This is a genomic window from Afipia sp. GW822-FHT03D08 (assembly GCF_058801645.1).
On sequence record NZ_JBXANK010000003.1, the window covers coordinates 41355 to 66663 of the forward strand.

Annotated in this window: 21 protein-coding genes; 6 read left to right on the forward strand and 15 right to left on the reverse strand. The window is 62.7% G+C overall.

Annotated elements, in window-relative coordinates; translation table 11 throughout:
• The first annotated feature begins 21 nt into the window (after positions 1–21).
• A complete protein-coding gene (locus AC1RM7_RS19360; protein ID WP_024920270.1) occupies positions 22–1161 on the forward strand; it encodes an acyl-CoA dehydrogenase family protein in 1140 nt (379 codons plus the stop codon).
• A 68-nt stretch (positions 1162–1229) separates the two neighbouring features.
• Here AC1RM7_RS19360 and AC1RM7_RS19365 read toward each other — a convergent pair whose 3' ends face one another.
• The 12 genes from AC1RM7_RS19365 to AC1RM7_RS19420 form a co-directional block, all read right to left on the reverse strand.
• Complete coding sequence (locus tag AC1RM7_RS19365) at positions 1230–2279, reverse strand: amino acid ABC transporter substrate-binding protein (RefSeq protein ID WP_006023023.1); 1050 nt, start codon at positions 2277–2279, stop codon at positions 1230–1232.
• Between the two features lie 55 nt (positions 2280–2334).
• Entirely contained in the window at positions 2335–2928 is a 594-nt protein-coding gene (locus AC1RM7_RS19370; RefSeq protein WP_006023022.1) for a L,D-transpeptidase, read from the reverse strand.
• Between the two features lie 141 nt (positions 2929–3069).
• Complete coding sequence (locus tag AC1RM7_RS19375; RefSeq protein WP_006023021.1) at positions 3070–3201, reverse strand: hypothetical protein; 132 nt, start codon at positions 3199–3201, stop codon at positions 3070–3072.
• Positions 3202–3208: 7 nt separating this feature from the next.
• Entirely contained in the window at positions 3209–4222 is a 1014-nt protein-coding gene (gene cydB / locus AC1RM7_RS19380) for a cytochrome d ubiquinol oxidase subunit II (protein WP_024920271.1), read from the reverse strand.
• Positions 4223–4227: 5 nt separating this feature from the next.
• The gene (locus AC1RM7_RS19385) at positions 4228–5631 is read right to left on the reverse strand and encodes a cytochrome ubiquinol oxidase subunit I (RefSeq protein WP_006023019.1); all 1404 of its coding nucleotides are present in this window, start codon (positions 5629–5631) and stop codon (positions 4228–4230) included.
• A 113-nt stretch (positions 5632–5744) separates the two neighbouring features.
• Positions 5745–6302, reverse strand: a complete 558-nt coding sequence (locus tag AC1RM7_RS19390) for a thioredoxin family protein (RefSeq protein WP_006023018.1) — start codon at positions 6300–6302, stop codon at positions 5745–5747.
• A 15-nt stretch (positions 6303–6317) separates the two neighbouring features.
• Positions 6318–7013 (reverse strand): cytochrome c biogenesis CcdA family protein, encoded by a 696-nt coding sequence (locus tag AC1RM7_RS19395; protein WP_024920272.1) that lies wholly within the window; start codon positions 7011–7013, stop codon positions 6318–6320.
• A 161-nt stretch (positions 7014–7174) separates the two neighbouring features.
• Complete coding sequence (locus AC1RM7_RS19400; RefSeq protein WP_006023016.1) at positions 7175–7927, reverse strand: energy transducer TonB family protein; 753 nt, start codon at positions 7925–7927, stop codon at positions 7175–7177.
• 20 nt (positions 7928–7947) lie between these two features.
• Complete coding sequence (gene exbD, locus AC1RM7_RS19405; protein ID WP_006023015.1) at positions 7948–8379, reverse strand: TonB system transport protein ExbD; 432 nt, start codon at positions 8377–8379, stop codon at positions 7948–7950.
• Positions 8380–8383: 4 nt separating this feature from the next.
• Positions 8384–9307, reverse strand: coding sequence for a tonB-system energizer ExbB (gene exbB / locus AC1RM7_RS19410; RefSeq protein ID WP_024920273.1), 924 nt, complete (start codon positions 9305–9307; stop codon positions 8384–8386).
• A 254-nt stretch (positions 9308–9561) separates the two neighbouring features.
• Positions 9562–11673 carry a TonB-dependent receptor gene (locus AC1RM7_RS19415; protein WP_024920274.1) on the reverse strand — a complete coding sequence of 704 codons (2112 nt, stop codon included), beginning with the start codon at positions 11671–11673 and terminating at the stop codon, positions 9562–9564.
• A gap of 180 nt (positions 11674–11853) precedes the next feature.
• A complete protein-coding gene (locus tag AC1RM7_RS19420; protein WP_024920275.1) occupies positions 11854–13026 on the reverse strand; it encodes a PepSY-associated TM helix domain-containing protein in 1173 nt (390 codons plus the stop codon).
• Positions 13027–13273: 247 nt separating this feature from the next.
• On the opposite strand from AC1RM7_RS19420, the gene AC1RM7_RS19425 reads away from it, so the two are divergent.
• Entirely contained in the window at positions 13274–15661 is a 2388-nt protein-coding gene (locus AC1RM7_RS19425; protein ID WP_024920276.1) for a TonB-dependent receptor, read from the forward strand.
• A 140-nt stretch (positions 15662–15801) separates the two neighbouring features.
• Positions 15802–16482 carry a Fe2+-dependent dioxygenase gene (locus AC1RM7_RS19430; RefSeq protein ID WP_006023010.1) on the forward strand — a complete coding sequence of 227 codons (681 nt, stop codon included), beginning with the start codon at positions 15802–15804 and terminating at the stop codon, positions 16480–16482.
• 117 nt (positions 16483–16599) lie between these two features.
• On the opposite strand, the gene atzF is transcribed toward AC1RM7_RS19430, so the two are convergent.
• The 3 genes from atzF to AC1RM7_RS19445 are packed head-to-tail and all read right to left on the reverse strand — an operon-like array spanning position 16600 to position 20722.
• Positions 16600–18402 (reverse strand): allophanate hydrolase, encoded by a 1803-nt coding sequence (gene atzF / locus AC1RM7_RS19435; RefSeq protein WP_024920277.1) that lies wholly within the window; start codon positions 18400–18402, stop codon positions 16600–16602.
• 31 nt (positions 18403–18433) lie between these two features.
• Complete coding sequence (locus AC1RM7_RS19440) at positions 18434–20014, reverse strand: hypothetical protein (RefSeq protein ID WP_024920278.1); 1581 nt, start codon at positions 20012–20014, stop codon at positions 18434–18436.
• A 9-nt stretch (positions 20015–20023) separates the two neighbouring features.
• Complete coding sequence (locus tag AC1RM7_RS19445; protein ID WP_024920279.1) at positions 20024–20722, reverse strand: cysteine hydrolase family protein; 699 nt, start codon at positions 20720–20722, stop codon at positions 20024–20026.
• A 384-nt stretch (positions 20723–21106) separates the two neighbouring features.
• Between AC1RM7_RS19445 and AC1RM7_RS19450 the strand changes: the two genes are divergently transcribed.
• From AC1RM7_RS19450 to AC1RM7_RS19460, 3 genes are all read left to right on the forward strand, one after another.
• The gene (locus tag AC1RM7_RS19450) at positions 21107–22966 is read left to right on the forward strand and encodes a feruloyl-CoA synthase (RefSeq protein ID WP_034459541.1); all 1860 of its coding nucleotides are present in this window, start codon (positions 21107–21109) and stop codon (positions 22964–22966) included.
• A gap of 85 nt (positions 22967–23051) precedes the next feature.
• Entirely contained in the window at positions 23052–24251 is a 1200-nt protein-coding gene (locus AC1RM7_RS19455; protein WP_006023004.1) for an ABC transporter substrate-binding protein, read from the forward strand.
• A 184-nt stretch (positions 24252–24435) separates the two neighbouring features.
• A complete protein-coding gene (locus AC1RM7_RS19460) occupies positions 24436–25308 on the forward strand; it encodes a branched-chain amino acid ABC transporter permease (RefSeq protein ID WP_024920281.1) in 873 nt (290 codons plus the stop codon).
• The last annotated feature ends 1 nt before the right edge of the window (position 25309 follow it).

Sequence of the window (25309 nt, forward strand, 5' to 3'; positions counted from 1 at the left end):
TCTGTATCGATTGGAACATCTATGGCTCTCGTCCTCAACGAAGAACAGTCAATGCTGCGTGACAGCGCGCGCGGTCTCATCAGCGACAAGGCGCCGGTGGCGCATCTGCGCAAGCTGCGCGACACAAGGGACGAAACCGGTTTCTCGCGCGAGTTGTGGAAGACATTCGCGGAGATGGGTTTCTCGGGTCTGCTGGTGCCGGAAGAATTCGGCGGCAGCGGGCTTGGCTATGTCGAGGCCGGCGTGGTGATGGAAGAAATCGGCCATACGCTGATGCCGTCGCCGTTTCTGTCGACCGGTGTCGTCGCTGCGGCAGCGTTGACGCGCGGCGGCAACGGTGCGCAGAAGTCGGAATACCTGACGAAGATTGCCAAGGGCGAACTGATTGCCTCGCTCGCAGTGGACGAGGGCGCCAAGCATCGTCCTTCCAAGACGGCGATGAAGGCCGTGCGCTCCGGCAATGGCTTCAGGCTCAAGGGCGCGAAAGCCTTCGTGGTTGACGGCCACGCCTCCGATTTGCTGATCGTCGCGGCCCGCACCGCGGGCGAGAGCGGCGACCGCGAGGGATTGACGTTGTTTCTGGTCAATCCCAGGAGCAAAGGCATCGAGATCGAGCGCACCGCGATGGTCGATGCGCACAACGCCGCGCGCATTGTGTTCAACGATGCCGAGGTGACGGCGGACGGCGTTCTCGGTGAAGTCGATCAGGGCGGCGTGCTGCTCGAAGGCATTCTCAATGTTGGCCGCGCCGCCGTGGCGTCGGAAATGGTTGGCCTCAGCGAGGAAGCCTTCACGCGCACCGTGACGTACCTCAAGGAGCGCAAGCAGTTCGGCAAGCTGATCGGTGAATTCCAGGCGCTGCAGCATCGTGCCGCGCATCTCTACACCGAGATCGAAATCACCAAGGCCGCCGTGATGAAGGCGTTGCAGACGCTGGACGGCGATTTCGACGCTGCGGGTGCCGCGGTGGCCGTCGCCAAGGCGAAAGCCGGGACGACCGCGACCCTGGCCGTTCAGGAGGCCGTGCAGATGCATGGCGGCGTCGGTATGACGGACGCCTTCGACATCGGCTTCTTCATGAAGCGTGCACGAGTATGTCAGGAGCTTTTCGGCGACAGTGCCTATCATGCCGAGCAACTGGCGCGGATGAAGGGTTACTGAGCGGGCCGCTCAAAGAAAATGGCCGGGACAAACCCGGCCATCACAACCTTGATCAAGGAGAGTGCGCGTTACCGGATCGGCGGCGCGTACTGGATGCCGCCGGCGTTCCAGAGCTGGTTGAGGCCGCGCGGAATCTTGAGCTTCGATCCCTCGCCGACGTTGCGGTCGTAGACCTCGCCATAGTTGCCGACGTGGCGGATGATGCGCGCGGCCCAATCCTTCGTCAGATCCATTTCCTCACCGTAGGCGCCTTCGGTGCCGAGCAGGCGCATGATGTCGGGCTTCTTTGACTTCAGTGCATCGTCGATGTTCTTGGACGTGACGCCGAGCTCTTCGGCGTTCAGCATGGCGTAGATCGTCCACTTCACGATCAGCAGCCACTCGTCGTCGCGCTGCCGCACCACCGGCGCCAGCGGTTCCTTGGAGATCACGTCCGGCAGGATGGCGTGTTCGGCCGGCTTGGTCAGCCGCAGCCGCAGCGCATAGAGCTGCGACACGTCGGTGGTGAGCACGTCGCACTGGCCGGAATCATAGGCCTTGAGGACATCGTCCAGGGTCGGGAAATTCAGTTCCTGATACTTGATGTTGTTGGCGCGGAAATAGTCCGCGAGATTGAGCTGGGTCGTGGTGCCGGCCTGGACGCAGACCTTGCTGCCGTCAAGTTCGAGGCCGGAGGTGATGTTGCGCGACTGGCGCACCATGAAGCCTTCACCGTCGTAATAGGCGACGGCTGCGAAGTTCAGGCCGTACTCGGTTTCGCGCGACATGCTCCAGGTGGAGTTGCGCGACAGGATGTCGACCTTGCGATTGCGCAATTCCTTGAAACGCTCGCTCGCGTCGAGGGGGATGAACTTCACCTTGTTCGGATCGTTGAAGATCGCGGCGGCGACGGCGCGGCAGATGTCGACGTCGAAGCCGGACCAGTTGCCTTTATCATCGGGGATCGAAAAGCCCGGCAGTCCGGTGTTGACGCCGCAGAGCACGGCGTCGCGTTTCACGGTCCGCTTCAATGTCCGCGTATCGTATCGCTCGTACGCGATCGCGGCGGCGGCGACGGCAACCGCGATGACAACTCCGAGCGTGAGACCGGAGGCAAAGGTGCGCGGAAAAAGGGACATGTATGAATCTCGCTTCCAAGTATGCGTGCGAAAAGGAAAGAGCGTGATCGGGGGATCAGATTTCGGGCCGCTGGCGGATGATGACCTTGGTGCCAACGGGGATGCGGTCGTAGAGGTCGGTCACGTCGGCATTGACCAGGCGGAAGCATCCCGACGACACGGCGCTGCCGATGGTCTGCGGCTGGTTGGTGCCGTGAATGCGATAAACCGTGGCGCCGAGATAAAGCGCACGCGCGCCCATCGGGTTGCCCGGTCCGCCTGCCATGAAGCGCGGCAGGTAAGGCTGACGGGCGATCATTTCCGGCGGCGGCGTCCAGTCCGGCCATTCCTGTTTGCGGGAGATCTTCTGCAATCCCTGCCACTGGAATCCTTCGCGGCCGACGCCGATGCCGTAGCGAAGCGCGCGGCCATTGCCCTGCACCAGATAGAGGAAGCGCTCGGAGGTGCTGATGATGATGGTGCCCGGTGCTTCCGTTGTACGGAAGAAAACCGCTGTACGCTTGAATTCCGGCGAGACTTCTTCGTCATCGGGAATGTATCCCGGCTGATCGCCGATGTTCATCTCGCGGCCCTGCGCGAAGGCGTGAGGCGCCGCGAACAACAGGCTGGCGGCGACCGCTGCCAGAGCGAGAGAGCGGATGATGTTCATGTCGAGAATCCCGCGTTAATTCGTGCCCCGCGCGCATCAAACCTTAGCCGTGCTCCGCTGGCAAGTGACACGCGCTCGAAGGCGGGCGACCATGCGTCGTAAATCCTTAAAATATATCTGAAAATCGGCGATCGTCCGCGATCAGTGCGGCGCGATCCAGAGCCGCAGGACGTAGGCGAAAGCGGCAACGGTGCCGGTCCCCAGCAGCCACAGCGCCGCGAACCACAGCAGACGCTGCGCCAGGGGGCGAGGCTGTTCGGGCGGCGAGGTCATACTCACCTCAATGATAGCCGCTGTCGGCGTGCACCTTGCCGCGGAACACCCAGTAGGCCCATGCGGTGTAGGCGAGGATAGTCGGCACCAGGATCGCGACGCCGAAAATCATGAAGTTGAGGCTGTTGGCCGGCGCCGCCGCCTGCCAGATCGTGATGCTCTGCGGCACGATATATGGATACATGCTGACGCCGAGACCGGCATAGGTGATGCCGAACAGGACCAGCGAGAGAATGAACGGCCGGTAGTCCTGCTTGCTCGCGAGACTCTTCAGCAACAACAGCGTGATCGCCGCCACCGCAATCGGAATCGGCGCGGTGAAGAGGATGTTCGGCCACTGAAACCAGCGCCTCCAGTAGTCTGCCTGAAGGAACGGCGTCGCGAGGCTGACGACGATGATGGCAATCAGGGTGGCGACCAACAGGTACCAGCTCAGCCGATAGGCATGCTCACGCAGTTCGCCAGTGGTCTTCATGACAAGCCAGGTTGCGCCGAGAAGGCCATAGCCGGCGACGACAGCACAGCCCGTGAGAATGCTGAAAGGCGTCAGCCAATCCCACCAGCCGCCTGCGTAATGACGCCCTTCGACATGAATGCCTTGCAGGATCGCACCGAGCGCGATGCCCTGCGCCATCGCCGCGACCAGCGAGCCGCCGGCAAAGGCGATGTCCCAGCGGTTACGCTCGCTCTTGGTGCGCCAGCGGAATTCAAAGGCGACGCCGCGGAATATCAGCCCGATCAGCATGGCGATGATCGGCGTATACAGCGCCGGCATCAGGATCGCGTAGGCCAGCGGAAATGCCGCCATCAGGCCGCCGCCGCCGAGCACCAGCCACGTCTCGTTGCCATCCCACACCGGAGCGACCGTATTCATGATGACGTTGCGGTCTTCCGTTTTCGGGAAGAAAGGAAACAGCATGCCGAGGCCGAGATCGAAGCCATCCATCACGATGTACATGAAGACGGCAAAGGCGATGATGAAGGCCCAGAGTGTTGCGATGTCGAATGTGAATCCGGCCATGGCGTTCACCCCTGTCCTGCGTGAGCGGCCTGTGCGGGCGTGATGCCCGCGGCGCGGGCGGGCGTGTCCGCGCGGGGACCTTCTTCGCCATGATGCGGCGGCTCATGCATCAGTCGCAGAATGTAGAACACACCCATGCCGAACACGATGAAGTAAACCACAATGAAGGCGAGCAGCGAGGTCGCAACCGCAGGTGCATCCAGCGGCGATGCCGAGTCCACCGTACGGAGCAGGCCGTAAACCGTGAACGGCTGTCGCCCGGCTTCTGTCGTCACCCAGCCGGCCAGGACAGCAATGAATCCCGCCGGGCCCATGGCGAGCGCGTAGCGATGCAGCCAGCGCGACTCGTAAAGGATGCCGCGCCAGCGCGCGTAGAGACTGAACAGACCGACGCCCAGCATCAGAAATCCGATTCCGACCATGGTGCGGAACGACCAGAACACCAGTCCGACCTTCGGCCAGTTCTCACGCGGCACGGTGTCGAGGCCTTTCAGCGGCGCATCGAGCGAATGCTTGAGGATCAGCGACGAGGCCTTCGGGATTTCGATTGCATATTTCACCTTCGCTTCGTCCTGATCGGGAATCCCGAACAGGATCAGCGGCGCGCCGTTCGGATGGCTCTGGAAGTGTCCTTCCATCGCCATCACCTTCACCGGCTGATGCTCGAGCGTGTTGAGGCCGTGCTGGTCGCCGGCGAGAATCTGGATCGGGGCCACCAGTGCAGCCATCCACATCGCCATCGAGAACATCACACGGGCTCCCTCGAGCCGCGTATTCTTCAAAAGATGATAGGCGCCGACGCCGCCGACCACGAAGGCGGTGGTGAGATATGCCGCCAGCACCATATGGACGAGGCGATAGGGGAAGGACGGATTGAAGATCACCTTCCACCAGTCGGCGGCGACGAACTGTCCCTGCGAGTTCATCGCAAAACCGGTCGGCGTCTGCATCCACGAGTTGGCCGACAGGATCCAGAACGCGGAGATCAGCGTGCCGATGGCCACCATCATGGTCGCGAAGAAATGCAGCCTGTGGCCGACCCGCTTGAGCCCGAACAGCATGACGCCCAGAAAGCCTGCTTCCAGGAAGAACGCGGTCAGTACCTCGTAGGCCATCAGCGGGCCGATGATCGGGCCAGTCTTGTCCGCGAACACCGACCAGTTGGTGCCGAACTGGTAGGACATCACGATGCCCGAGACGACGCCCATGCCGAAGGCGACGGCGAAAATTTTCAGCCAGTAATTGAAAAGGTTGATGAAGACTTCGCGGCCGGTCCATAGCCACAGCGCTTCAAGGACGGCGAGATAGCTTGCAAGGCCGATGGAGAAGGCCGGAAACACGATGTGAAAGCTCATCGTGAACGAAAACTGCAAGCGCGCCAGAGTGATGGCGTCGAAACCCTCGAACATCGCGGACCTCCGGTATGCTCAATCCGGAAGTTCTATAGCATGTGCACCGCGATGTTGATAACCGCCGCGGTGCACAAAGTTGCATGGCTCAGGCGCAATCGCGCCTGCGGCATTTAGCTGCTGGCGTTCAGCAGCTTGCCGACGGTGCGATCGATCTCGTCGTAGGCGCCTTCACCGGCGTGGCTGTAGACGATCCGGCCGGACTGATCGACGATGTACTGTGCCGGCCAGTATTGATTGCGGTAGGCATTCCATGTCGCGGACTTGTTGTCCTGTGCGACCGGATAGGTGATGCCGTGCCGTTTCAGTGCGGCCTGGACGTTGTTCGACGAATGCTCGAACGGAAATTCCGGCGTGTGGATGCCGACGATGACGAAGCCCTTGTCCTTGTACTTGGAATAGAGCTGCGTGACGTGCGGCAGGGTGTTGACGCAGTTGACGCAGCCGTAGGTCCAGAAATTCACCAGCACGACCTTGCCGCGCAGGCTCGCGAGCGTCAGCGGTTGCGAGTTGAACCAGTTGCCGAGGCCGGTGAATTCGGGCGCAGTCGTTGTGGCTTCCGCGACTTGAACAGCGCCACTGGTCGCTGCGGCTTCATCGCTACGGCCGGGCAATGTCGAGGCCATCAGCGCGAGTGCGGCCACCGAAAGCATTCTGGTGAAATGTCGCATGGTTCTCTCCTTGAGTTACAGGCCGGTCTGGCCGTTTGGATAAAGCTGGGTCAGCCACGCCACGGCGAGCGTGTCGTACTGAAAGTAGGTCGCGGCGGCGAACGCGATCACGATCACCCCGAAACCCTGCTGCAGGCGCGGCGCGATCCGCGCGAGGCTGCGCACGCGTGCGGTCACGGCCTGTCCGCCGTAGGCGATAACGAGCATCGGGATCGCAGCACCGATGGCATAGGTCACCAGCAGCAGCGAGGCCCATGCGGTGTCCTTGGAGGTCGCGACGACGGTGAGGATCGACCCGAGCACAGGTCCGGCGCACGGCGTCCACACCAGTCCCAGCGTGGTGCCGAGGATGAAGCCGCCGAGCAGTCCCTGACGATCGCGCGGCGTGGCGCTCTGCTGCGTCAGTCCGGCAAACCGGATCGAGAGCCACTCGAATGGCGCGGGCCAGATCATCAGCAGTCCGAAGATTGCAAGCAGCACGGCTGCGCCGTCACGCAGGACGCTCGGATCGAAATCGAACAGGCGCGTCAGCGCAGAGAGCGCCAGCGCAACGATGGAGAATGCGACCACGAAACCGGCGGCGATGAATGCCGGGCGGAGCGGGCTTGTCTGTCCGACCGAAGCGCCAAGAAGGATTGGCAGCACCGGCAATGTGCAGGGGGCCGCGATGGTGATGACGCCGGCAAGCGCCGCGAGAAGAAGATTGAGCACGATGAGATCCGCCGAAAGTCGAAGCCGCCGCGCATGAGTGGCGCGGCCACAAAAGATGGGTTCGGGGGAGTCTTCGGGGAGGCGGCCGGGGACGTTACCGGCGGCCGGCGTCACGTGTTCGTGACATCAGCGATCGAGGCAATCACGCCACGGAGGATGCCTCAGTGCACGGAAAACCGCATCGGGAGGGTGAAGCTCAGCGAGCTTTCCCTGATTTCCGGCGGGAACGACGGCAGCGGCTGGGCGCGGCGGATCATCGCCATGGTCTCGGCATCCAGCGCCGCCGAGCCGGACGATCTGGCCAGCCGCGCGCTCAGCACGCTGCCGGTCCGGCTGACGGTGAAGCTCAGCATCGCGACGCCCTGCTCGCCGGCGGCTTTGGCGGCCGACGGATACTGCTTGTAGCGCTGGAGATGCGCCGAGAGGATGCCGTTGTAACTCGCGCGCGCGGCCTGCGCGGCGCGCGGCGTCGCTGTGGTCTGCGGCGCGGGATTCTCGGTCGGCTTCTTCGGCTTCTCGACGACGGGCTTCGGCTTCTGCTTCACCGGTTCGGGTTTGGGCTTTGGCTTCTCCGGAGGGGCGACGATCTCCGCCTTCTCCTGCAGCGGCGTCGGTGCGATCTGTTCCTCGACAACGTCCGGCTGCTTTTCGGGTTCGGGGGCGGGAGGTTCGGCCTCCTGCATCTGCGGACCGGGTGCGATGTCCTGTTGTACGGGATCGGGCGTTTGCGGCGCGGATTCCAGATCGAGCATGATCGGCTCGGACGCTGTGCCGATCGCATCCGGCATCGACGGCGTGTACAGAACAAACCCCGCGATCAGCGCTGCATGCGTCGCCACCACCAGCGCCGCCGCGAGACCCCAGCGGCGGACGTCGGATATGTCGGGTGGTCCGTGCAGGACGAGTGTGTTCATTGCAGCGCGGCTCTCTGCCGTTAGTTTCTTGCGTCGAGCCCGACGAGCGCGACCTTGAGATAGCCCGCGTTGCGCAGCAGGTTCATCACGTCCATCAGCTCGCCGTACGGCACGCTTTTGTCGGCGCGCAGATAAACCGGATCGGCTTTCTTGCCGCTGGTGGCAGCGTCGAGCGCCCCGATCAGCGTGGTGCGCGGAACGATGTCCTCGCCGACCGCAACCGACAAATCGGGCTTCACGGTGATGAAGACCGGCTTGTCGGGCCGCGGCGGCGGCGTCGCCGTCGAGGCCGGCAGTTCGACGCCGAGGTCGACGGTCGCCAGCGGTGCGGCCACCATGAAGATGATGAGAAGGACCAGCATCACGTCGATGAACGGCGTGACGTTGATTTCATGCGATTCGGTCAGATCGTCATCTGCACCGGCGACTTTTCCACCCAGACGAGCGCCCATGATTTTACTCCGCCGCGCGCGCGATGCGCAGGGACCGGCGGCCCTGATCGCGGCTGATGAGCAACATCACCTGCGCGGTCGCATCGCCGAGCAGCGCGCGATAGGCGGTGATCATGCGGACGAGATGGTTGTAGATCACAACCGCGGGGATCGCGGCGATCAGGCCCATCGCGGTCGCAAGCAGCGCTTCGGCGATGCCGGGCGCGACCACGGCAAGATTGGTGGTGTGTGCTTCGGAAATGCCGATGAACGAATTCATGATGCCCCACACCGTACCGAACAGGCCGACGAACGGTGCGGTTGCGCCGATGGTGGCGAGCACACCGGTGCCGCGCGAAATCCGCCGCGACATCGCCGCCTCGACGCGGCTGAGCCGCAGTTCGACACGGTCCTTGAATCCCTCGTCGTTGACGGTGTCCGACAGTGCTGCTTCCGCCGCGGCTGATTGCACCAACAGGGACACAGCGTCCTTGCCGTTGCGGGCGTCACGCTCGGCTTCCATGAGGGAGATGTCATTGCCGAGAACCTTGATGCGTTTTTTCGCGCGCCGGGTCTCGTGGCGGAGTTCGAGCAGCTTCGCCACGCAGATCGTCCAGGTGATGAGCGATGCGATAGCAAGACCGATCATCACGAGTTTGACGACAATGTCCGCGCCCATGAACATGCCCCACGGGGACAGGTTGTGCGGCAGCGTGGGATTTTTCGCGGTCTGTCCCACGACCGGGGTCTGGACGGCGGGAGCCTGGGCAGGCGCCGCGATCGCGGCCGCAGCGGGTGCGGGCGTTTGCGCCACAGGTGCTTGCGCAGCCGGGGCCTGTGCGGGCGGTGTTGGCGAAACGGGAGTTTGCGCGAAAGCCTGCGCGATCATCAGAGACGTTGCAGCGGCAAGCAAGACCAGTGATCCGGCAGCCTTCTTGGGGTTGGTCATATGCTCTCCGCTTCTTCAAATCGCGTTTGCAGCCGACATCGGGGGAACGTCGGATTGATAGCTGTTTCGCAGTTTTCGCCGTCTTGCAGTTTTGGTCCGAAGCTCTCGCCGATAAATCCGCAGTGAGGCACTGCGGCCATAGCCGTTCGCCGAGAGGCAGGGTGTACTTTCAGAATAAAGCACCGCGATGTCCTTGTCGCCACTGGGGACCTAGATTCTGCCGAAACTGGAACGATTCCAGATCGATCGGGCCTTCAGAATCTCACATTCGTGAACAGCCGCACGCCGAGGCCGGGCTGTAAGACCTCGGCTTTCTTGAACGAAATATGGTTCCGAATCTGCTCGTTAAGCAGGTTGTCGCCGGCCAGGCCAATGGTGAGTTCGCGCGGCCCGCTGTCGGTCCTGTTGAACGTATGCGTGTAGCTCACCTCTGCCTTGAGCAGATTGTACCCGTCGGTGGGCGTCTCGTTGAGCCCCACGTCGTTTTGCGCGAAGGCGTGCAGCAGCCCGACCCGTGTGTACCATTCGGCGTTGCGCCACCACACGCCGCCGCCAGCGCGCATCGGTGCGATACGCGGCACGTTGGTTCCGTCGGCGAAAGTCGCCCGCACGATGTCGTACTGCCCGTCGACGCCGAACATGCCGTCGCCGAGCGGTGTGACGTCAAGCTGGGCAGCGATTTCGGCGCCTCGGAAGGTCGCATCGCGCTGACCGTAGGCGACCTGCGTCAGTGGGCCGGTGGCGCCGCAGGTGGCAAAGGTGTCGGTGCAGAAATTTCCGGTGACCTGCTTGAAGATGAAGTCCTTGTAGAAGGTGTAGTAGACGCTGGTCTCGAACCGCAATTGACCCTTGGCGCGCTTGAGGCCGATCTCGGCGGTCTGCGCGGTCTCGATCTTCAGATTGGGATTTCCGATCACGAACGTGCCCGATGCGCCATCAGATCCGCGCGAGAACAACTCGGGCGCCGCAGGCGCACGCTGAACGTATTGGGCATTCAGCGTCGCCACCATGTCCCATGGCAGGTTCTTCAGCAGGCCGACGCTGGTGCTTTTCGGCGTGAAGGTGCGCCGCGCAGGCTCCTCCGAAAACGTATTGGGCGGCGGCAGAAAGTCCGCCGGGAAGGTCGGCGCCAGCCCCTTGACGATATGGTTCTCGATGCGGCCCGCGCCCTGCATGCGCAGCGTGTCGGTGAGTTGAATCTGTTCGAACGCGAACACCGCGGCGGTGTTGGTGTTCGTCTGCGCCAGCAGGCCGCCGAGACTGCCGTCGGTGCCGAGTTCGCGATGGCCGAACTGCGCGCCCCATGTTCCGGTCAGTGCGCCGATGCCGGTCGCGACCGCCGCATGGTCGAACTCGAAGCGGCCTTCCAGTTCGCGGTTCCTGATGATGTTTTTCAAGGTGTCGACGCCGTTGGCGTCGAGGCCGAGTTCGTTGTGCTTGTAGTTGCTGGCGCCGAAGGTGAAACGAAACGCATCGATGCCGTCAGTCGGCGCGCGCCACTCGCCCTTGCTGGTCCATTTGGTCTGTTCCATGTCGATGCGCGAATTCTGCTGCGAGTCGATCGCGCCGGGGATGTGGTAGAGACTGGTGATGTGCTGGATCGCGGTGCCGATATAGCCGCCATCGAAAATGTAGGAGCCGCCGACCGATTGTCCCTCGGTGTTCAGCCGCGTGTTCGCCTGCACGCCGCCGGGAATCCGGTAATCGCCGGCGCGCCGGCCGTAAGCATCGGCATGGACCGCGACATTGCTGCCGCTGGCATCGAGACTGACCGCGCCGTCCAGACCGTTGTCTACAGATGACGCGCCGCCCTTGAAGCGCGCGCTGAAGCCATTCTCAACCAGCTTCTCCGGAATGCGGTTGTTGGTGGCGCTCACCACGCCGCCGATCGCCTGTGATCCGTAGCGCAGGGTCGCCGGTCCGCGGATCACCTCGACCTTGTCGGCGGCGAGCGGATCGACCGGCACGACGTGATCCTGACTGAAGTCGGATGCGTCCTGGGTGCCGATGCCGTTTTCCTGCACGCGCACGCGATAGTCGTCGAGACCGCGGATGTTCGGGCGGCTGGCGCCCGGCGCAAAGGTCGATGCCGAAACCCCCGGCAGGCCGGAGAGAAGATCGGCGAGCGAGGCGGCGTTGCTGCGCTGGATTTCGCGGCCGGTGATCGCGGTGGTCGACTGATAGGTGTTGTCGATGACATTGACCGGGCCGCGCTGGAGGCCGTCGTCAGACGTGTTGCCGGCGGGGGCCGGTGCGGACACTGCGATTTCCGGCAGCACCTCTTGGGCCTGACCTTGGCTGATATCGGCGGCTGTGACCGATACGCAGGCCATGCCCGCCGCGGAAACCAATGATTTCAAACGCATTTCACCCCACTTAACGCTGCTCGCGGGAAGTTGATAATGCAAGTGCGAATTATTCGCAACAAGAGATTTGCGATTGATTCTCAACAGGCGTGGGACGCGGAATGGAAAAGGGCAGACGGACTCCCGCAGCGCCGATGAAATCCTCCGGCTGCGGGAAGTCAGTCCGTCCGGGTTGATGGGCTATTCGGCCGGTGCAGCGTCGCCGACGGGCACGGGTTTCGCTCCCGCAACGGCATTGGTGCGCTTCATCAGCGCGCGCTGACGGCGCTGCCGCAGCCAGACCAGAATGCCGGTGATGCCGAGCACCGCCGGCATGATGCCGCTCAGGAACACGACGAAACGCCAGACTTCGCCCGAATGGCTGCCTTCATGCAGCCAGCGAATCCAGGACGCGGTCCGGTCGCCCGACAGCGGCTGGACGACACTCACCTCGCCACTGCGATCGTTGATCATGATCGTCACCGGTTCGGCTCTGCCGTCCTCGCGGAGCCTGACGCGCCACGCGCCGGTTTGCGGATTCGGATAGAAGATCGCGTCGACGGCCGAGTTCGGCCGTGCAGACGCGGCCGCGTAAATCTCCGATGGCGAACGCGCGGTATTGGCCATCACCTGGCCTCCCGGTCCGCCGCCGCGCTGCTGTTGCGGCGTCATTGGCGCAACCGACGACAGCAGGTCGCGTCCCTGTTGCGGCCACGCCAGATAAATTCCGGTCAACGAGATCAGCGCCAGCGGGAAGCAGATCCAGAAGCCGGTCATGTAATGCAGGTTCGAGGATGTCGACGGGCTGCGCCGCCACACGAAAGCGCGCGACCATTGGCCGTGCCGCGGCCACCACAGGTAAAGGCCGGTGAGCGCGAGCGTCAGCATCGCGACGCCGACCCATCCGACAATGCTGCGGCCATAATCCGGGATCGTCAGGTTCTCGTGAAACACGTGCAGGAAGCCGAAGAACGTGTCGCGAAAGTTCACAATGCTGAGCACGTGCGCATCGTGACGGTCGATCGTCGCCGTCAGCCGCACCGGACGCTCGCCCTTTGCCGCGGGCCCGCGGAGCGCGATCGTCAGCGGCACCCGGTTGTCTTCGGGAAAGCTGATCGACATCGGCGTGAAGCCGTCGCCTGCAGCCTTTCGCGCATTTGCGACGGCGAGTGTCAGATCAGTTGGCTTCGACGGCGCCACCGCTCCGCTTGGCGTGCTCATGAACTCGCCGATGTCGTCGTGATAGACGAGCAGCGCGCCGGACAGCGCGACAGGCACCAGCAGAACGAACAGGCCAATGCCGAGCCACAGATGAATGTTGCGCCAGAGCCGCTTCAGGGATCCGCGCTGGTGTGTCGAAGTTGCTGTCGGCATTTAGACTGTTTCTAATTCAGTGAGTTTGGAGAGATTCTAAAAATACGTAACTGCAAGTGCGATGGTGCACTTCTGCGCTTGTTCTAGTCCCGCTGCGCGTCATGTTGCAATCGGCGAACGTGTCTGAAGCGTCAGTTTGCAGACGTTCTAATTTCAAAGCCTTGCCCTGCACGCCTGCATTTTTCAAAAGCTGGCTGGAAATCGCCGTTCGGATGAACGCGCGGAAATTCGAGTGGTGGGGCAAGCGATGCGTCGGAACAGATTCAATAAAATCATCAAGCCGGGAAAGAACCGGAAGCAGGATCTCGCCGCTGCCGCGCCGCTGACCGAAGCCGCATCGTCCTCGTCGTCACCCTTCATCCGCGCTTCGGTGCGCAAACCCGGACCCGCGATGTTTGGCCTCGCATCGGTGATGCTGGCGACCAACGCAATGGCGCAGGAAGCGCTCCCGACCATCGACGTGGAAACCACAGGCAATGGCGGCGGCGGTTATCAGGCGACCCAGTCGCAACTCTCGCGCATCCCGACCCCGCTGCGCGACACGCCGCAAACCATCAACGTGGTGCCGCAACAGGTGATGCAGGAGCAGCGCCAGACCACGATGGAAGATGCGCTGCGCACCGTTCCTGGCATTACGTTCGCTGCGGGCGAAGGCGGCCAGCAGGGCGACAGTCCGATTATCCGCGGCTTTGCTGCGCGCGGCGATCTTTTCCGTGACGGCATGCGCGATCCGGGCTGGTACACGCGCGATCTGTTCTCGGGCAATGCCGTCGAAGTGTACAAGGGACCGTCGGCGTTCGCGTTCGGCCGCGGCGCGACCGGCGGCGCCATCAACGTCGCGAGCAAGCTGCCGACGTTCGCTCCTGTTCCCTACATCGAAGGAACGGTCACCGGCACAACGGGTCCCGGCGTGCGTGCGGAAGTCGATGCCGCCGGCACCAAGGGCGAAGTCTCCGGCCGTATCGCGGCGCTTTATCAGGATGTGAACACCCCCACGCGCGACGATGTTTACACCCGGCGCTGGGGTGTCGCGCCGTCGATTTCGGCGAATGTCGACGACAAGACCAAGGTGACGCTGAGCTATATCTATCAGGGTGAAGAGGGCAGGCCGGACTACGGCTTCACTTTCTTGCCGACACCGGCCTACAGCGCAGCAACCGGAGTTCTGACGAACCCGGGTTATTACGGCAATGGGCAGGCGACACCGCCGATGCCGACCCCGCGTTCAACATGGTTCGGTGTCAGGGACGGCGCGTTGCGTGATATCACGCAGGTTGAAACCCATATCGCCACGATCAAGGTCGATCGCGAGATCACCGATCAGGTGAAGCTGTCCAACGCGACCCGATACATCGATAACGAGCGCTTTTCGCGCCCCACCGCGCTGCGTAACTTCGGCTTCGGTGCGAACGTTGTCGGCACCGGCGTTTGGGGGCCTCCAAACTTCCCGTTCAATGCCGATCCGAACAACATGACGATCGGGCGCGAACGCCGCGAGCGGCAGACCAATAATACTTATCTGGTCAATCAGACGGATCTCACGGCGAAGTTCGAGACATGGGGGGTCCGGCATACCCTCGCTGCGGGCATGGAGTTCACCAACGAGACCCGGTATCAAGGGCGCGTTGATCTGTGCGATCCGGCCAACGCCGCTTGCCGGGAAAACATGATGAGCCCTTATCCGATCGGTTCTCCGACCGGCGGTGCGATCAAGACATATTTGCCGATCAATACGTCCGCAAACAATCAGGCTGTCTTCGTCAGCGATCAGGTGAAGTTTAATAAGTACTTTGAGGTTTTAGGCTCCATTCGCTACGACCGCTTCAGCACGACCTATGATGATTACAATCAGGCGCTGATTGCCAACCAGCATCTCGCGCGGGTCGATAATCTGGTGAGCTACCGCGTCGGCGCCGTGGGACATCCGACCCAGAATTCGAGCGTCTACATTGCCTACGGCAATGCCTACAATCCGTCGGCGGAGCTCGGCACGCTGACCAATGCAAGCGTGGCAAGTCTCGCGCCGGAACAGACCAAAACGATCGAGGTTGGTACCAAGATCGACGTGACCAAGGAACTGGGTGTGACTGGCTCGATCTTCCGGATCGAGAAAACCAATCTCCGCATTGTCGATCCGGTCAATACGACTGTCTCGGTTCTGGACGGCATCGCCCGCGTTGACGGTGTCGAACTTGGCGTGGTCGGCAAGCTGTCGGACCAGTGGAGTTTGTTCGCCGGTTACAGTTATCTTCAGTCAAAGATTCTGGACACCCGCGACCTCAGCATCCTCGGTCGCGAACTCCCGAATACGCCGCACCACAACCTGACCGTCTGGTCGACCTATGCGATCACACCGGACTGGACCGTCGGTGGCGGCACGACTTACCAGTCTATGGCTTACGCAAGTCAGACCAACGTGAGCTATGTTCCGGACTACTGGAAGTTCGATGCGATGGTGGCGTACAAAGTCACGCCGAATTCGACATTGCAGCTCAACGTCTACAACATCACCGACAAGCTGTACTATTCGCAGTATTCCGGCGGCAACGTGGTGCCGGCTTCAGGACGCTCTGCCTCTCTGACCTATCGCTACCGGTTCGAGCCGCCGCCGGCGGCAACGCCGGTCGTCAAGTAAACGGTGAAGCCGTTATGCCCTGCTATGCGGCCGCCCCGTTTGGGCGGCCGTTCGTTTGCGGGCGGCAGGTTTCTGCCAAGGGGCTTGGACGAAACCTGTTTCGGCGCTAACGAAGTCGCGTCAATGAAGGAGCCGACGCCATGATGCTGCACATCCCCAATGTGCTGACGCCCCAGCAGGTCGCGCGCTGCAAGGAGGTCATGACCAAAGCCGCGTGGGTCGATGGCAACGTCACCGCCGGACATCAGTCTGGCAAGGTCAAGTTCAACCTGCAGCTACCTGAAGAGTCCGCAGAGGCGCGCGAGCTGGGCGACATGGTGCGCGGTGCACTGTCGCGCAATCCGCTGTTCATGTCGGCGGTGCTGCCGATGCAGATATTCCCGCCGCTGTTCAACCGCTACGACGCCGGCATGACGTTCGGATCGCATATCGACAATGCGATCCGTACCCATCCGCAGCAGCCGATCCGCATCCGCACCGACGTCTCGACGACATTGTTCATTTCATCGCCCGAGGACTATGACGGCGGCGAGCTGGTCGTCGAAGACACTTACGGCAGCCACAGCGTCAAGCTGCCCGCCGGCGACGCCATCATCTATCCCGCAACCAGCGTCCATCATGTGACGCCCATCACGCGCGGCTCGCGCATTGCATCGTTCTTCTGGACTCAGAGCATGATCCGCGATGTCAGCCATCGCGCGATGCTGTTCGATCTCGACATGGCGATCATCCGGCTGAACCAGGACGTGCCGGATCATCCGTCGATTGTCTCGCTGACGGGCTTCTATCACAACATGCTTCGGCAGTGGGCTGAGGTATAGGGCGTAAGGTAATCCCGTTCGTCCCCGCGGAGGCGGGGACCCAGTTCTCGAAGAACTGGATTCCCGCTTTCGCGGGAATGAGCGGAGAGAGTTTCATAAATCATAAAAGAAAAATCCCTACGCCGACTTCGCCTGTGCCGCGACGAACGCACGCCAGCCGCCGAACGAGGTGATGTCGCGCGCGCCTTCGGTCGCCGCGGCTTCGACCAGAAAGCCCTTTACACCAGAGCCGTCGGCGAGACGCACGGTGCCGATCGACAGCGGCGAGGGGATTGCCGCGACGAATGCGCCGAACGCCTTTGTCGGCAGTGCCCAGACCTCGACGGCAATGGCTGCCCCTGCGCCGGGTTCGACGCGCAGCATGCCGGGTTTCGGCGGCACGGTGCCTTTCAGCGCGTAGAGTTTGTAGTCGGGCGCGGTCGATGTCGCCTCGATCAGCCGCCCGCCCAGCGACAGCAGTTCATGATTGAGCGCCATGCCCGACAGATGCGCGCCGACCGCGACAATCGCCACCTCGTCGGTGCCGGGTTCTTTCGACACAGGCGCGAGCGGCGGTTGAGCGACACCCTTCGCACCAGTTTTGAGTTTTGTGTCGGCGTGGAACACGCGCCCGATGCTGGCGAGCTGCGCATCGTGTCCGGCGGGTGCGAGCAGGGTGATACCGAACGGAATGCCGTCCGCACGCATCGCGGCAGGCACGGCGAGGCCGCACATGTCGAGCAGGTTGACGAAATTGGTGTAGGTGCCGTTGCGGCTGTTGAGTTCGATCGGATTGGCCAACACCTGCTCGACCGTATAGGCGGTCGGCGCGGTCGGCAGCACCATCGCGTCGATGCTCTCGAACGTGGTGCGGCTGATCTGCCGCATCGCTTCCAGCCTGTAGAGCGCAGCAAACGTGTCGGCGGCGGTGATCTTCTCGCCCTTCAGCGTGATCTCGCGTGTCACAGGATGCACGGCATCCGGATCTTTCGCGAGCAGGTCGCGGATCACCAGATAGCGCTCCGCCACCCACGGACCTTCATAGAGCAGTTGCGCAGTCTCATAGAACGGCGCGAGGTCGAATTCGACCGGCACCGCGCCGAGCGCGATCAGCCGCGCCACGGCGGCGTCGTAACTTTTCTCCGAGACAGTGTCGCCGAAGAATTTTAACTGGCCCTTGCGCGGAATGCCGATCCTGATGCCGGGCGGAAAGTCCGTCACCGGCCCGACGAAGCGATCGCGCGAATAGGGATCGGCAGCGTCGTATCCGGCCATGACATTGAGCGCGATCATGGCGTCATCGACATTGAGCGAAAAGATCGAGACGCAGTCCAGCGTGCGGCAGGCCGGCAGCACGCCGGAGGTCGACATCAACCCGAGCGACGGCTTGAGGCCGACGATGTTGTTGAGCATCGCGGGCACACGGCCGGAGCCCGCGGTGTCGGTGCCGAGCGACAGCGGGACGAGCCCTGCCGAGACGGCGACCGCCGAGCCCGAGCTCGATCCGCCCGGCACGAGATCGCCGTTCACGGGATTCTTCGGAATGCCGTAAGGCGAGCGCACGCCGACAAGGCCTGTCGCGAACTGATCGAGATTGGTCTTGCCGATGACGATGGCGCCGGCCGCGCGCAGCCGCGCCACGGTGTTGGCGTCCTGCGTTGGCGTGTATGAAAACGCCGGACATGCGGCGGTGGTCGGAAGACCCGCGACATCGATATTGTCCTTCACCGCGACCGGCACGCCGTACAGCGGCAAGGAAGTGTCGCCTTTCGCCGCAAGTGCTTCTGCCTCAGCGATGGCTTCGGCCTCGTTGCGCAGATTGATGAAAACCGCGGGATCACCATGATCGCGAATGCGCTGGAAGCTGCGCGCAACAGTCTTCGCAGGTGATGTCGTCCCCGCGCGATGCGCGGCGACGATCTCGGCAACAGTCTCGGTCACAAGTCGCTTCCTGTCGTTGTTCCTGGGAATTTCATTCAGCGGGTACGGCGGCAGTTTTCGGCATTGGCGCAGCCGCGCCAGAACGGGCGTAAGCGAAAAAGCCCGCAGCCACCAGAGCATAGGCCAGCGCCACGCCCGGCGTCACGGCGATGCCCACCGCCGGGCCGTGCATGAAACCGAAGAAAGTCAGCACCGCGCCTGCGGCTGCAAAGGCGGAAGCCTTGATGAAATCGCGCTCGATCACGAACACCGCCATCGCGGCCAGCACGAGGCCCGAAAGAATCGAGCCTTCGCCGAGAATTTCGAGGCCGTGATAGAGCACGCCGGTGGCACCTAACTTCTCCATGCCGACAGCGGCGGCGCTGGTGCCAGCCGCCGTGAGCGCGCCGTCCACAAGGGTCTTGCCCCATGCGGCGAGATGCGGGGTCAGTGCCAGCACGATGGCCGGTGCGTGAGAAGCAGGCGTAGCCTGAAACGCCTGCGCGCCCACCAGCATGCCGATGTAAAGCAGGATCGGCAGGATCGCGACCACGGGCACGAGATTGAGCAGCAGCGAGATCACACCCAGCCACGCCAGCACGATCACCATCAGGCCGGTGGCGGCGGAATAGCCGATGCGCCCGCCCATCGCCTTCCAGCCGGGATGGCCGATATAGACTGCATTGATAAAGGGATTCCCCATCAGCGCGCCGATCAGGCTGACGACGCCGTCGGCGGTCAGCACGCGCGTGGTCGGATAGTGGTCGCCGGCGGCTTCGGCACTTTCCACATTGTCCATCGCCTCGACGAGGTCATAGACGCCGAACGGAATCGCGGTGACCAGAATAATGCCGATGAATTCGAAGCCGGAGAACACATGGCCGACGGCGGGGACCGGCAGCGAGAAGCCGATATTGCTGAAGGCCGCGCCGAGTTTCGCCAGACTCATGCCGCCGATGTTGAGGCCGAAGATGTTTGACCCCCACGCGATCACGGTGCCGACAAAAATCGCGACAAGGCCAGCCGGAATGTTCTTTGGATATTTCACGCCGCCGAACCAGCTTGCGAGGATCACGGCAAAGCATGTCAGGCCAATCGCCGGCGTCATGAACATCTCGAAGGCCGGGCGCATCGAGATGAAGGCGACGGAGACGCCGGCCAGCGTACCGAGCAATGCCGCGCGCGGCGTGATGCGCTGGATCCATGGCGCGATGAAGCCGCCGAGCATCAGGATGAAGCTCTGGATGAAGACCCAGGTGAGGCCCGCTTCCCATGCCTTGATCGGATCGTTGGTCTTGAGCAGGATCGGCAGCATGATGACGAAGGTGACGATGAACATGTGCGGCACGCTAACGCCGGAGGGCAGCGCGCAGACATCGTCGCGTCCGGTCTTTTGCGCGAGGCGATAGGCCAGCCAGGCGTAATACACCGTGGAGAGACACATCATCAGCCCGAGCGCGGGCAGGATGCGGCCGAACACCAGCGAGTCCGGCATCTTGAGCACGAAGCGCAACAAGGCGGTCAGCGTCAGCATGTTGACAAGGATGTTGGTGCCGAAGCCGAAGAAGGCGTTCCAGTCGCCGGGCGCCCACAGGATCGGTCTGCCGGAAGTCGCCGTGTCGGATGTGCTCATCGCGCGCCCCTATGCAATCATTTTCGATGGTTCGGAATTCAGTGCTTTCAAAACCTCGGAAGACGAGCTGACCCAGCCGAAGATTCCGCCTTGCGCCTTGATCATGCGCAGGCCCATCTCGTGAAATTCCGGGAAGTAGGAGGCGCAGCAATCCGCCAGCACCACGCAGCGATAGCCGCGGTCGTTGGCTTCGCGCACGGTGGTGTTGACGCAGACTTCGGTGGTGACGCCGCAGACCAGAAGATTTTCGATGCCGTGCTGCTTGAGAATTTCACCAAGCTCGGTGGCGTAAAACGCGCCCTTGCCCGGCTTGTCGATCACGATCTCGCCCTTGAGCGGATAGAGCGGCGGCACGATGTCGTGGCCTGCCTCGCCGCGAATGAGAATGCGGCCCATCGGGCCGGGATCGCCGATCCGCAACGACGGCGCGCCGCGCTCGATCTTGGCGGGCGGCGCATCGGACAGATCGGGCAGATGCCCTTCGCGCGTGTGAATCACCAGAAGGCCCGCTCCGCGAAACGCCGCCAGTACGTCGCCGCAGGGTTTTACCGCGCGGGTGAGCTGCGAGACATCGTTGCCGAGCGTCTCGCCGAAGCCGCCGGGCTCGAGAAAATCCCGCTGCATATCGATGATCACGAGCGCGGTCTTCGCCCACGCCAGTTCGACGGGCGCCGGTTCGGCTGCGAGCAAATTTTTGGTCGGTGGCATTCGCATCGCCTTCGTTAATCAGCGTTAACGAAGCAAGCGGTGTGCCATTGTGTACAACACACGGCGGAAGCGCATGCGCGAGAGATTGCCAATGCAAAACAATGGTTTGGTATCAGCGGCGAGGGGCCGGCCTTTGCCAGAAGTCGCGCCTCGAATCGGCCCTGAGACCAATTTTTAGGCGGCATGCTGCCGCACCCGCAGAGCACGGACGCCGATTGACACGTTCTAAACTATCTGCATTATATTGCATCAGCCGCCGAAGAGCGGCAGGAAGAGCTGCATTATTATTCTAAAGCATGCAGTCCCCGAGGGAGGGAAGCCAATGCCTGCGTTCGCAGTACCTGCGGCGGAAGAGATGCCGGCTGGCGCGCTCCGGGCCCAGTCATGATGGCGGCGGCCGCCCATCGTCAGGCCAGTGCGCAGGCGCTGTTCGCCAATCCCAATATCGTGGCCGAGCGCAAGGCCGATGGCAGCATCTGGCTGAAATCGGTGACGCCGTTGCAGCCGTTCGCGCGCTGTGTCGGCGACTGGCTCGAGCAGTGGGCGCGTGAGACGCCGGACACCGTATTTCTTGCGGAGCGCGGCAGTGCCGATGCGCCGTGGACCAGGCTGACCTATCGCGAAACGCTGCGGCGTGTGCGCGCCGCAGGCGCCTGGATTCTCGCGCAGGGCATGAGCGCGGAACGTCCGCTTGCGATCCTCTCCGATAATTCGGTGGACCATGCCGTGTTCATGCTGGCGGCGATGCATGTCGGCGTGCCTGCGGCGTCGGTATCGCCAGCCTATTCGCTGGTGTCGAAGGACTTCGACAAGCTGAAGAGCATGATCGCGCTGCTCGATCCCGGCGCGATTTATGTCTCCAGCGCGAAGATGTATGCGCCTGCGCTCAGCGCCATCGCGCCGCTGCATACGGCGATCGTGGTCGCGGGCGATCCGGGCGGGTTCGACAACGCGATCGCGTTTTCATCTCTGACCGCCGCTGCGGAAACGCCGGATGTCGCGCGCGCCTTCGCCGCCGTCAGCCATGACACCATCGCAAAGTTTCTGTTCACCTCGGGTTCGACCGGAACGCCGAAGGCGGTGATCAACACCCAGCGTATGCTGACATCCAATCAGGCTGCGAAAGCTCAGACCTGGCCGTTTCTCGGCGAACCCGGTCTCACCACGCTCGACTGGCTGCCGTGGAGCCATACCTTCGGCGCCAATCACAATTTTAACTGCGTGCTGCGCAACGGCGGCACGCTGTACATCGACAGCGGTAAGCCGGCGCCCGGCCTGTTCGCATTGTCGCTGGCCAATCTGCGCGACGTGATACCGACGGTGTACTTCAACGTGCCGCGCGGCTACGACATGCTGATCGCGGCATTGCGCGAAGACGACGAGCTGCGCCAGCGCTTCTTCTCGCAGGTAAAGCTGCTCTTCTATGCGGCGGCGGCGTTGCCGCAGAATCTGTGGGATGCGCTGGAGGCGCTGTCGGTCGCGACCGTCGGCCACGCGGTGCCGATGGTGTCGGCATGGGGTTCGACCGAGACCGCGCCGCTGGCCACCGATTGCCACTTTCAGGCGCAGCGCTCCGGCAATATCGGTGTCCCGATCCCGGGTACGGAAATCAAGCTGGTGCCGTCAGGCGAGAAGCTCGAGGCGCGGGTGCGCGGCCCGAACGTGACGCCGGGCTACTGGAAAGCGCCGGAGCAGACCGCGAAAGCGTTCGATGCCGACGGTTTTTACATGATGGGCGATGCGATGGTTTTCGCGGATGCCGCGCGACCCGAGCTCGGATTGTTTTTCGATGGCCGTGTCGCCGAGGACTTCAAGCTCACCTCCGGCACCTGGGTCAGCGTCGGTGCGCTGCGCATTGCGGGCATCGCCGCGCTGGCGCCGCTGGCGCAGGACATCGTGGTGGCCGGTCATAATCAGGATGAAGTTCGCTTCCTGGTGTTTCCGAACATCCCGGCCTGCCGCGCGCTGACGAAACTGCCGGACTCTGATGTTGCCGAAGTGCTGCGTTCGCCCGCCGTGCGCGAGGCGGTGGCGCAGGGGCTCGCACGCCTGAAGGGGAAGGGCGGCGGCTCGTCGAGCTTTGCGACGCGCGCGTTGCTGCTGGCGGATCTGCCGTCGGTCGATGGCGGCGAAATCACCGACAAGGGCTACATCAACCAGCGCGCGGTGTTGTCGCGCCGCGCCGCGGATCTCAAACGGCTCGACGACGATGGATGCGGCGACTGGATCGGATGTCCGGCCTGATGGGCACAAGGCCGATCTTGAAACCGGCGGGTCATGCGTGCTGCAATCGGATTCAACCATAAAAACGAACGAGAGGGAGACGCCAATGTCGAAAATCATGAAGGTAAGCCGCAGGACGCTGCTGTCCGGCGCGGCGGGAGCCGCGACGCTCGCCGTGACGCCGCGCCTGTTCAGTCCCGCGATCGCGCAGAACGCGCCGCTGAAGGTCGGCCTGATGCTGCCCTATACCGGCACATTCGCAAAGCTCGGCCAGTTCATCGATAACGGCTTCGAGCTTTACTATCAGCAGAAGGGCCTCAAGCTTGGCGGCCGCGAAGTGCAGTTCATCAAGGTGGACGACGAATCCAAGCCGGAAGCCGCGACCGACAACATGAACCGGCTGGTCGGGCGCGAGAAGGTCGATGTTGTGGTCGGCACCGTACATTCCGGCGTCGCCATGGCGATGGTGAAAGTGGCGCGCGACACCAAGACGATGCTCATCATTCCGAATGCGGGCGCGAATGACGCCACCGGCGCGCTGTGTGCGCCCAACGTGTTCCGTACCTCGTTCTCGAACTGGCAGTCGACCTATCCCGCCGGAAAGGTGATGTTCGATGCCGGCATCAAGAATGTCGTCACCATCACTTGGCGTTATACGGCCGGCGCGGAAATGATCAGCGCGTTCTCGGAGAACTTCACCAAGTCCGGCGGCAAGATCGTCGAGGACCTGACGCTGCCGTTCCCGGAAGTCGAATTCCAGGCGCTCATCACCCGCATCGCCACCTTGAAACCCGACGCGGTGTTCTCGTTCTTCGCGGGCGGCGGCGCGGTGAAGTTCGTCAAGGACTACGCAGCGGCGGGCCTGAACAAGACCATTCCGCTGTATGGTGCGGGCTTCCTCACCGACGGCACCATTCCAGCGCAGGGCGAGGCTGCCAACGGGATCAAGACAACGCTGCATTATGCCGACAATCTCGACAACCCGGCCAACCTCGCGTTCCTGAAGGCGTTCAAGGCCAAGACCGGCCTCGACGGCGACATCTATGCCGTGCAGGGCTATGACGCGGCGGCGCTGTTCGATATCGGCCTTAACGCCGTCGGCGGCGATGCCAAGGCGCAGGACAAGATGATCGCGGCGATGGGAGCGGCGAAGATCGATTCACCGCGCGGTCCGCTCTCGTTCAACAAGGCGCACAACCCGATCCAGAATATCTATCTGCGAGAGGTGCGCAACGGCCGCAACGAACTGGTGTCGATCGCGCAGGCCGCCGTCGACGATCCGGCCCGCGGCTGCAAGTTGGCGTGATGTGATCTTCGATGCGGATCACCGAAAGGCGATCCGCACACGATGTGTCATGGCCGGGCTTGACCCGGCCATCCATCTAAAGAAAAAAGTTTCAGGGATGGATTGCCGGGTCAAGCCCGGCAATGACAACCCGTTATTGTTGAAGGCTACATGCCCCGATGACGATTATGCCGGGATTTAACAGATGGACCTCGTAACCCTCGGCGTTCAGCTTCTGAATGCCATTCAGTACGGGATGGTCCTGTTTCTGGTCGCCAGCGGACTGACGCTGGTGTTCGGCATTCTCGGCGTCATCAACCTCGCCCACGGCGCGTTCTACATGCTGGGCGCCTATCTGGCGTACTGGATCGCAGCCTATACCGGCAGCTTCTGGGTCGCCGTCGGGGCGGGTGTGGGCATCGCCTTCGTTGTCGGACTGCTGCTGGAAAATGTTTTCATCCGCAGGCTCTACGGCCGCGATCATCTGGCGCAGGTGCTGCTCTCGTTCGGCCTGATCCTTGTCATCGATGAAATCAGGCAACTGCTGTTCGGCAAGGATGTCCATTCGGTGCTGCCGCCGGAAGGACTGCGCGGCGCGATCCAGCTCACCGACAATCTCTCCTATCCGGTCTATCGCCTCGCGATCTGCGCATTCTGTCTCGTCGCGGCCGCGATCATCTATTTCGTCATCACACGCACCAGGATCGGCATGATCGTGCGCGCCGGCGCGGAGAACCGCGAGATGACGCGCACGCTCGGCATCAGCTTCGACACCGTGAACCGTTACGTGTTCGCGGTCGGCATCGCGCTGGCGGCACTCGGCGGCATCATTGTCGCACCCATCTCGACGGTCTATCCCGGCATGGGCGACAGCATGCTCATTCTCTCATTCGTTGTCGTGGTGCTCGGCGGCATCGGCTCGATTGGCGGCGCCGCGATCGGCGCGCTGCTGATCGGCCTGACCGACACGTTCGGAAAAGTGTTCTTTCCCAGTGTCTCGAGCGTGCTGATCTATGTGCTGATGGCGGCGGTGCTGCTCTGGCGTCCGAACGGCATTCTCGGGCGGCGGGAAGTCTAGC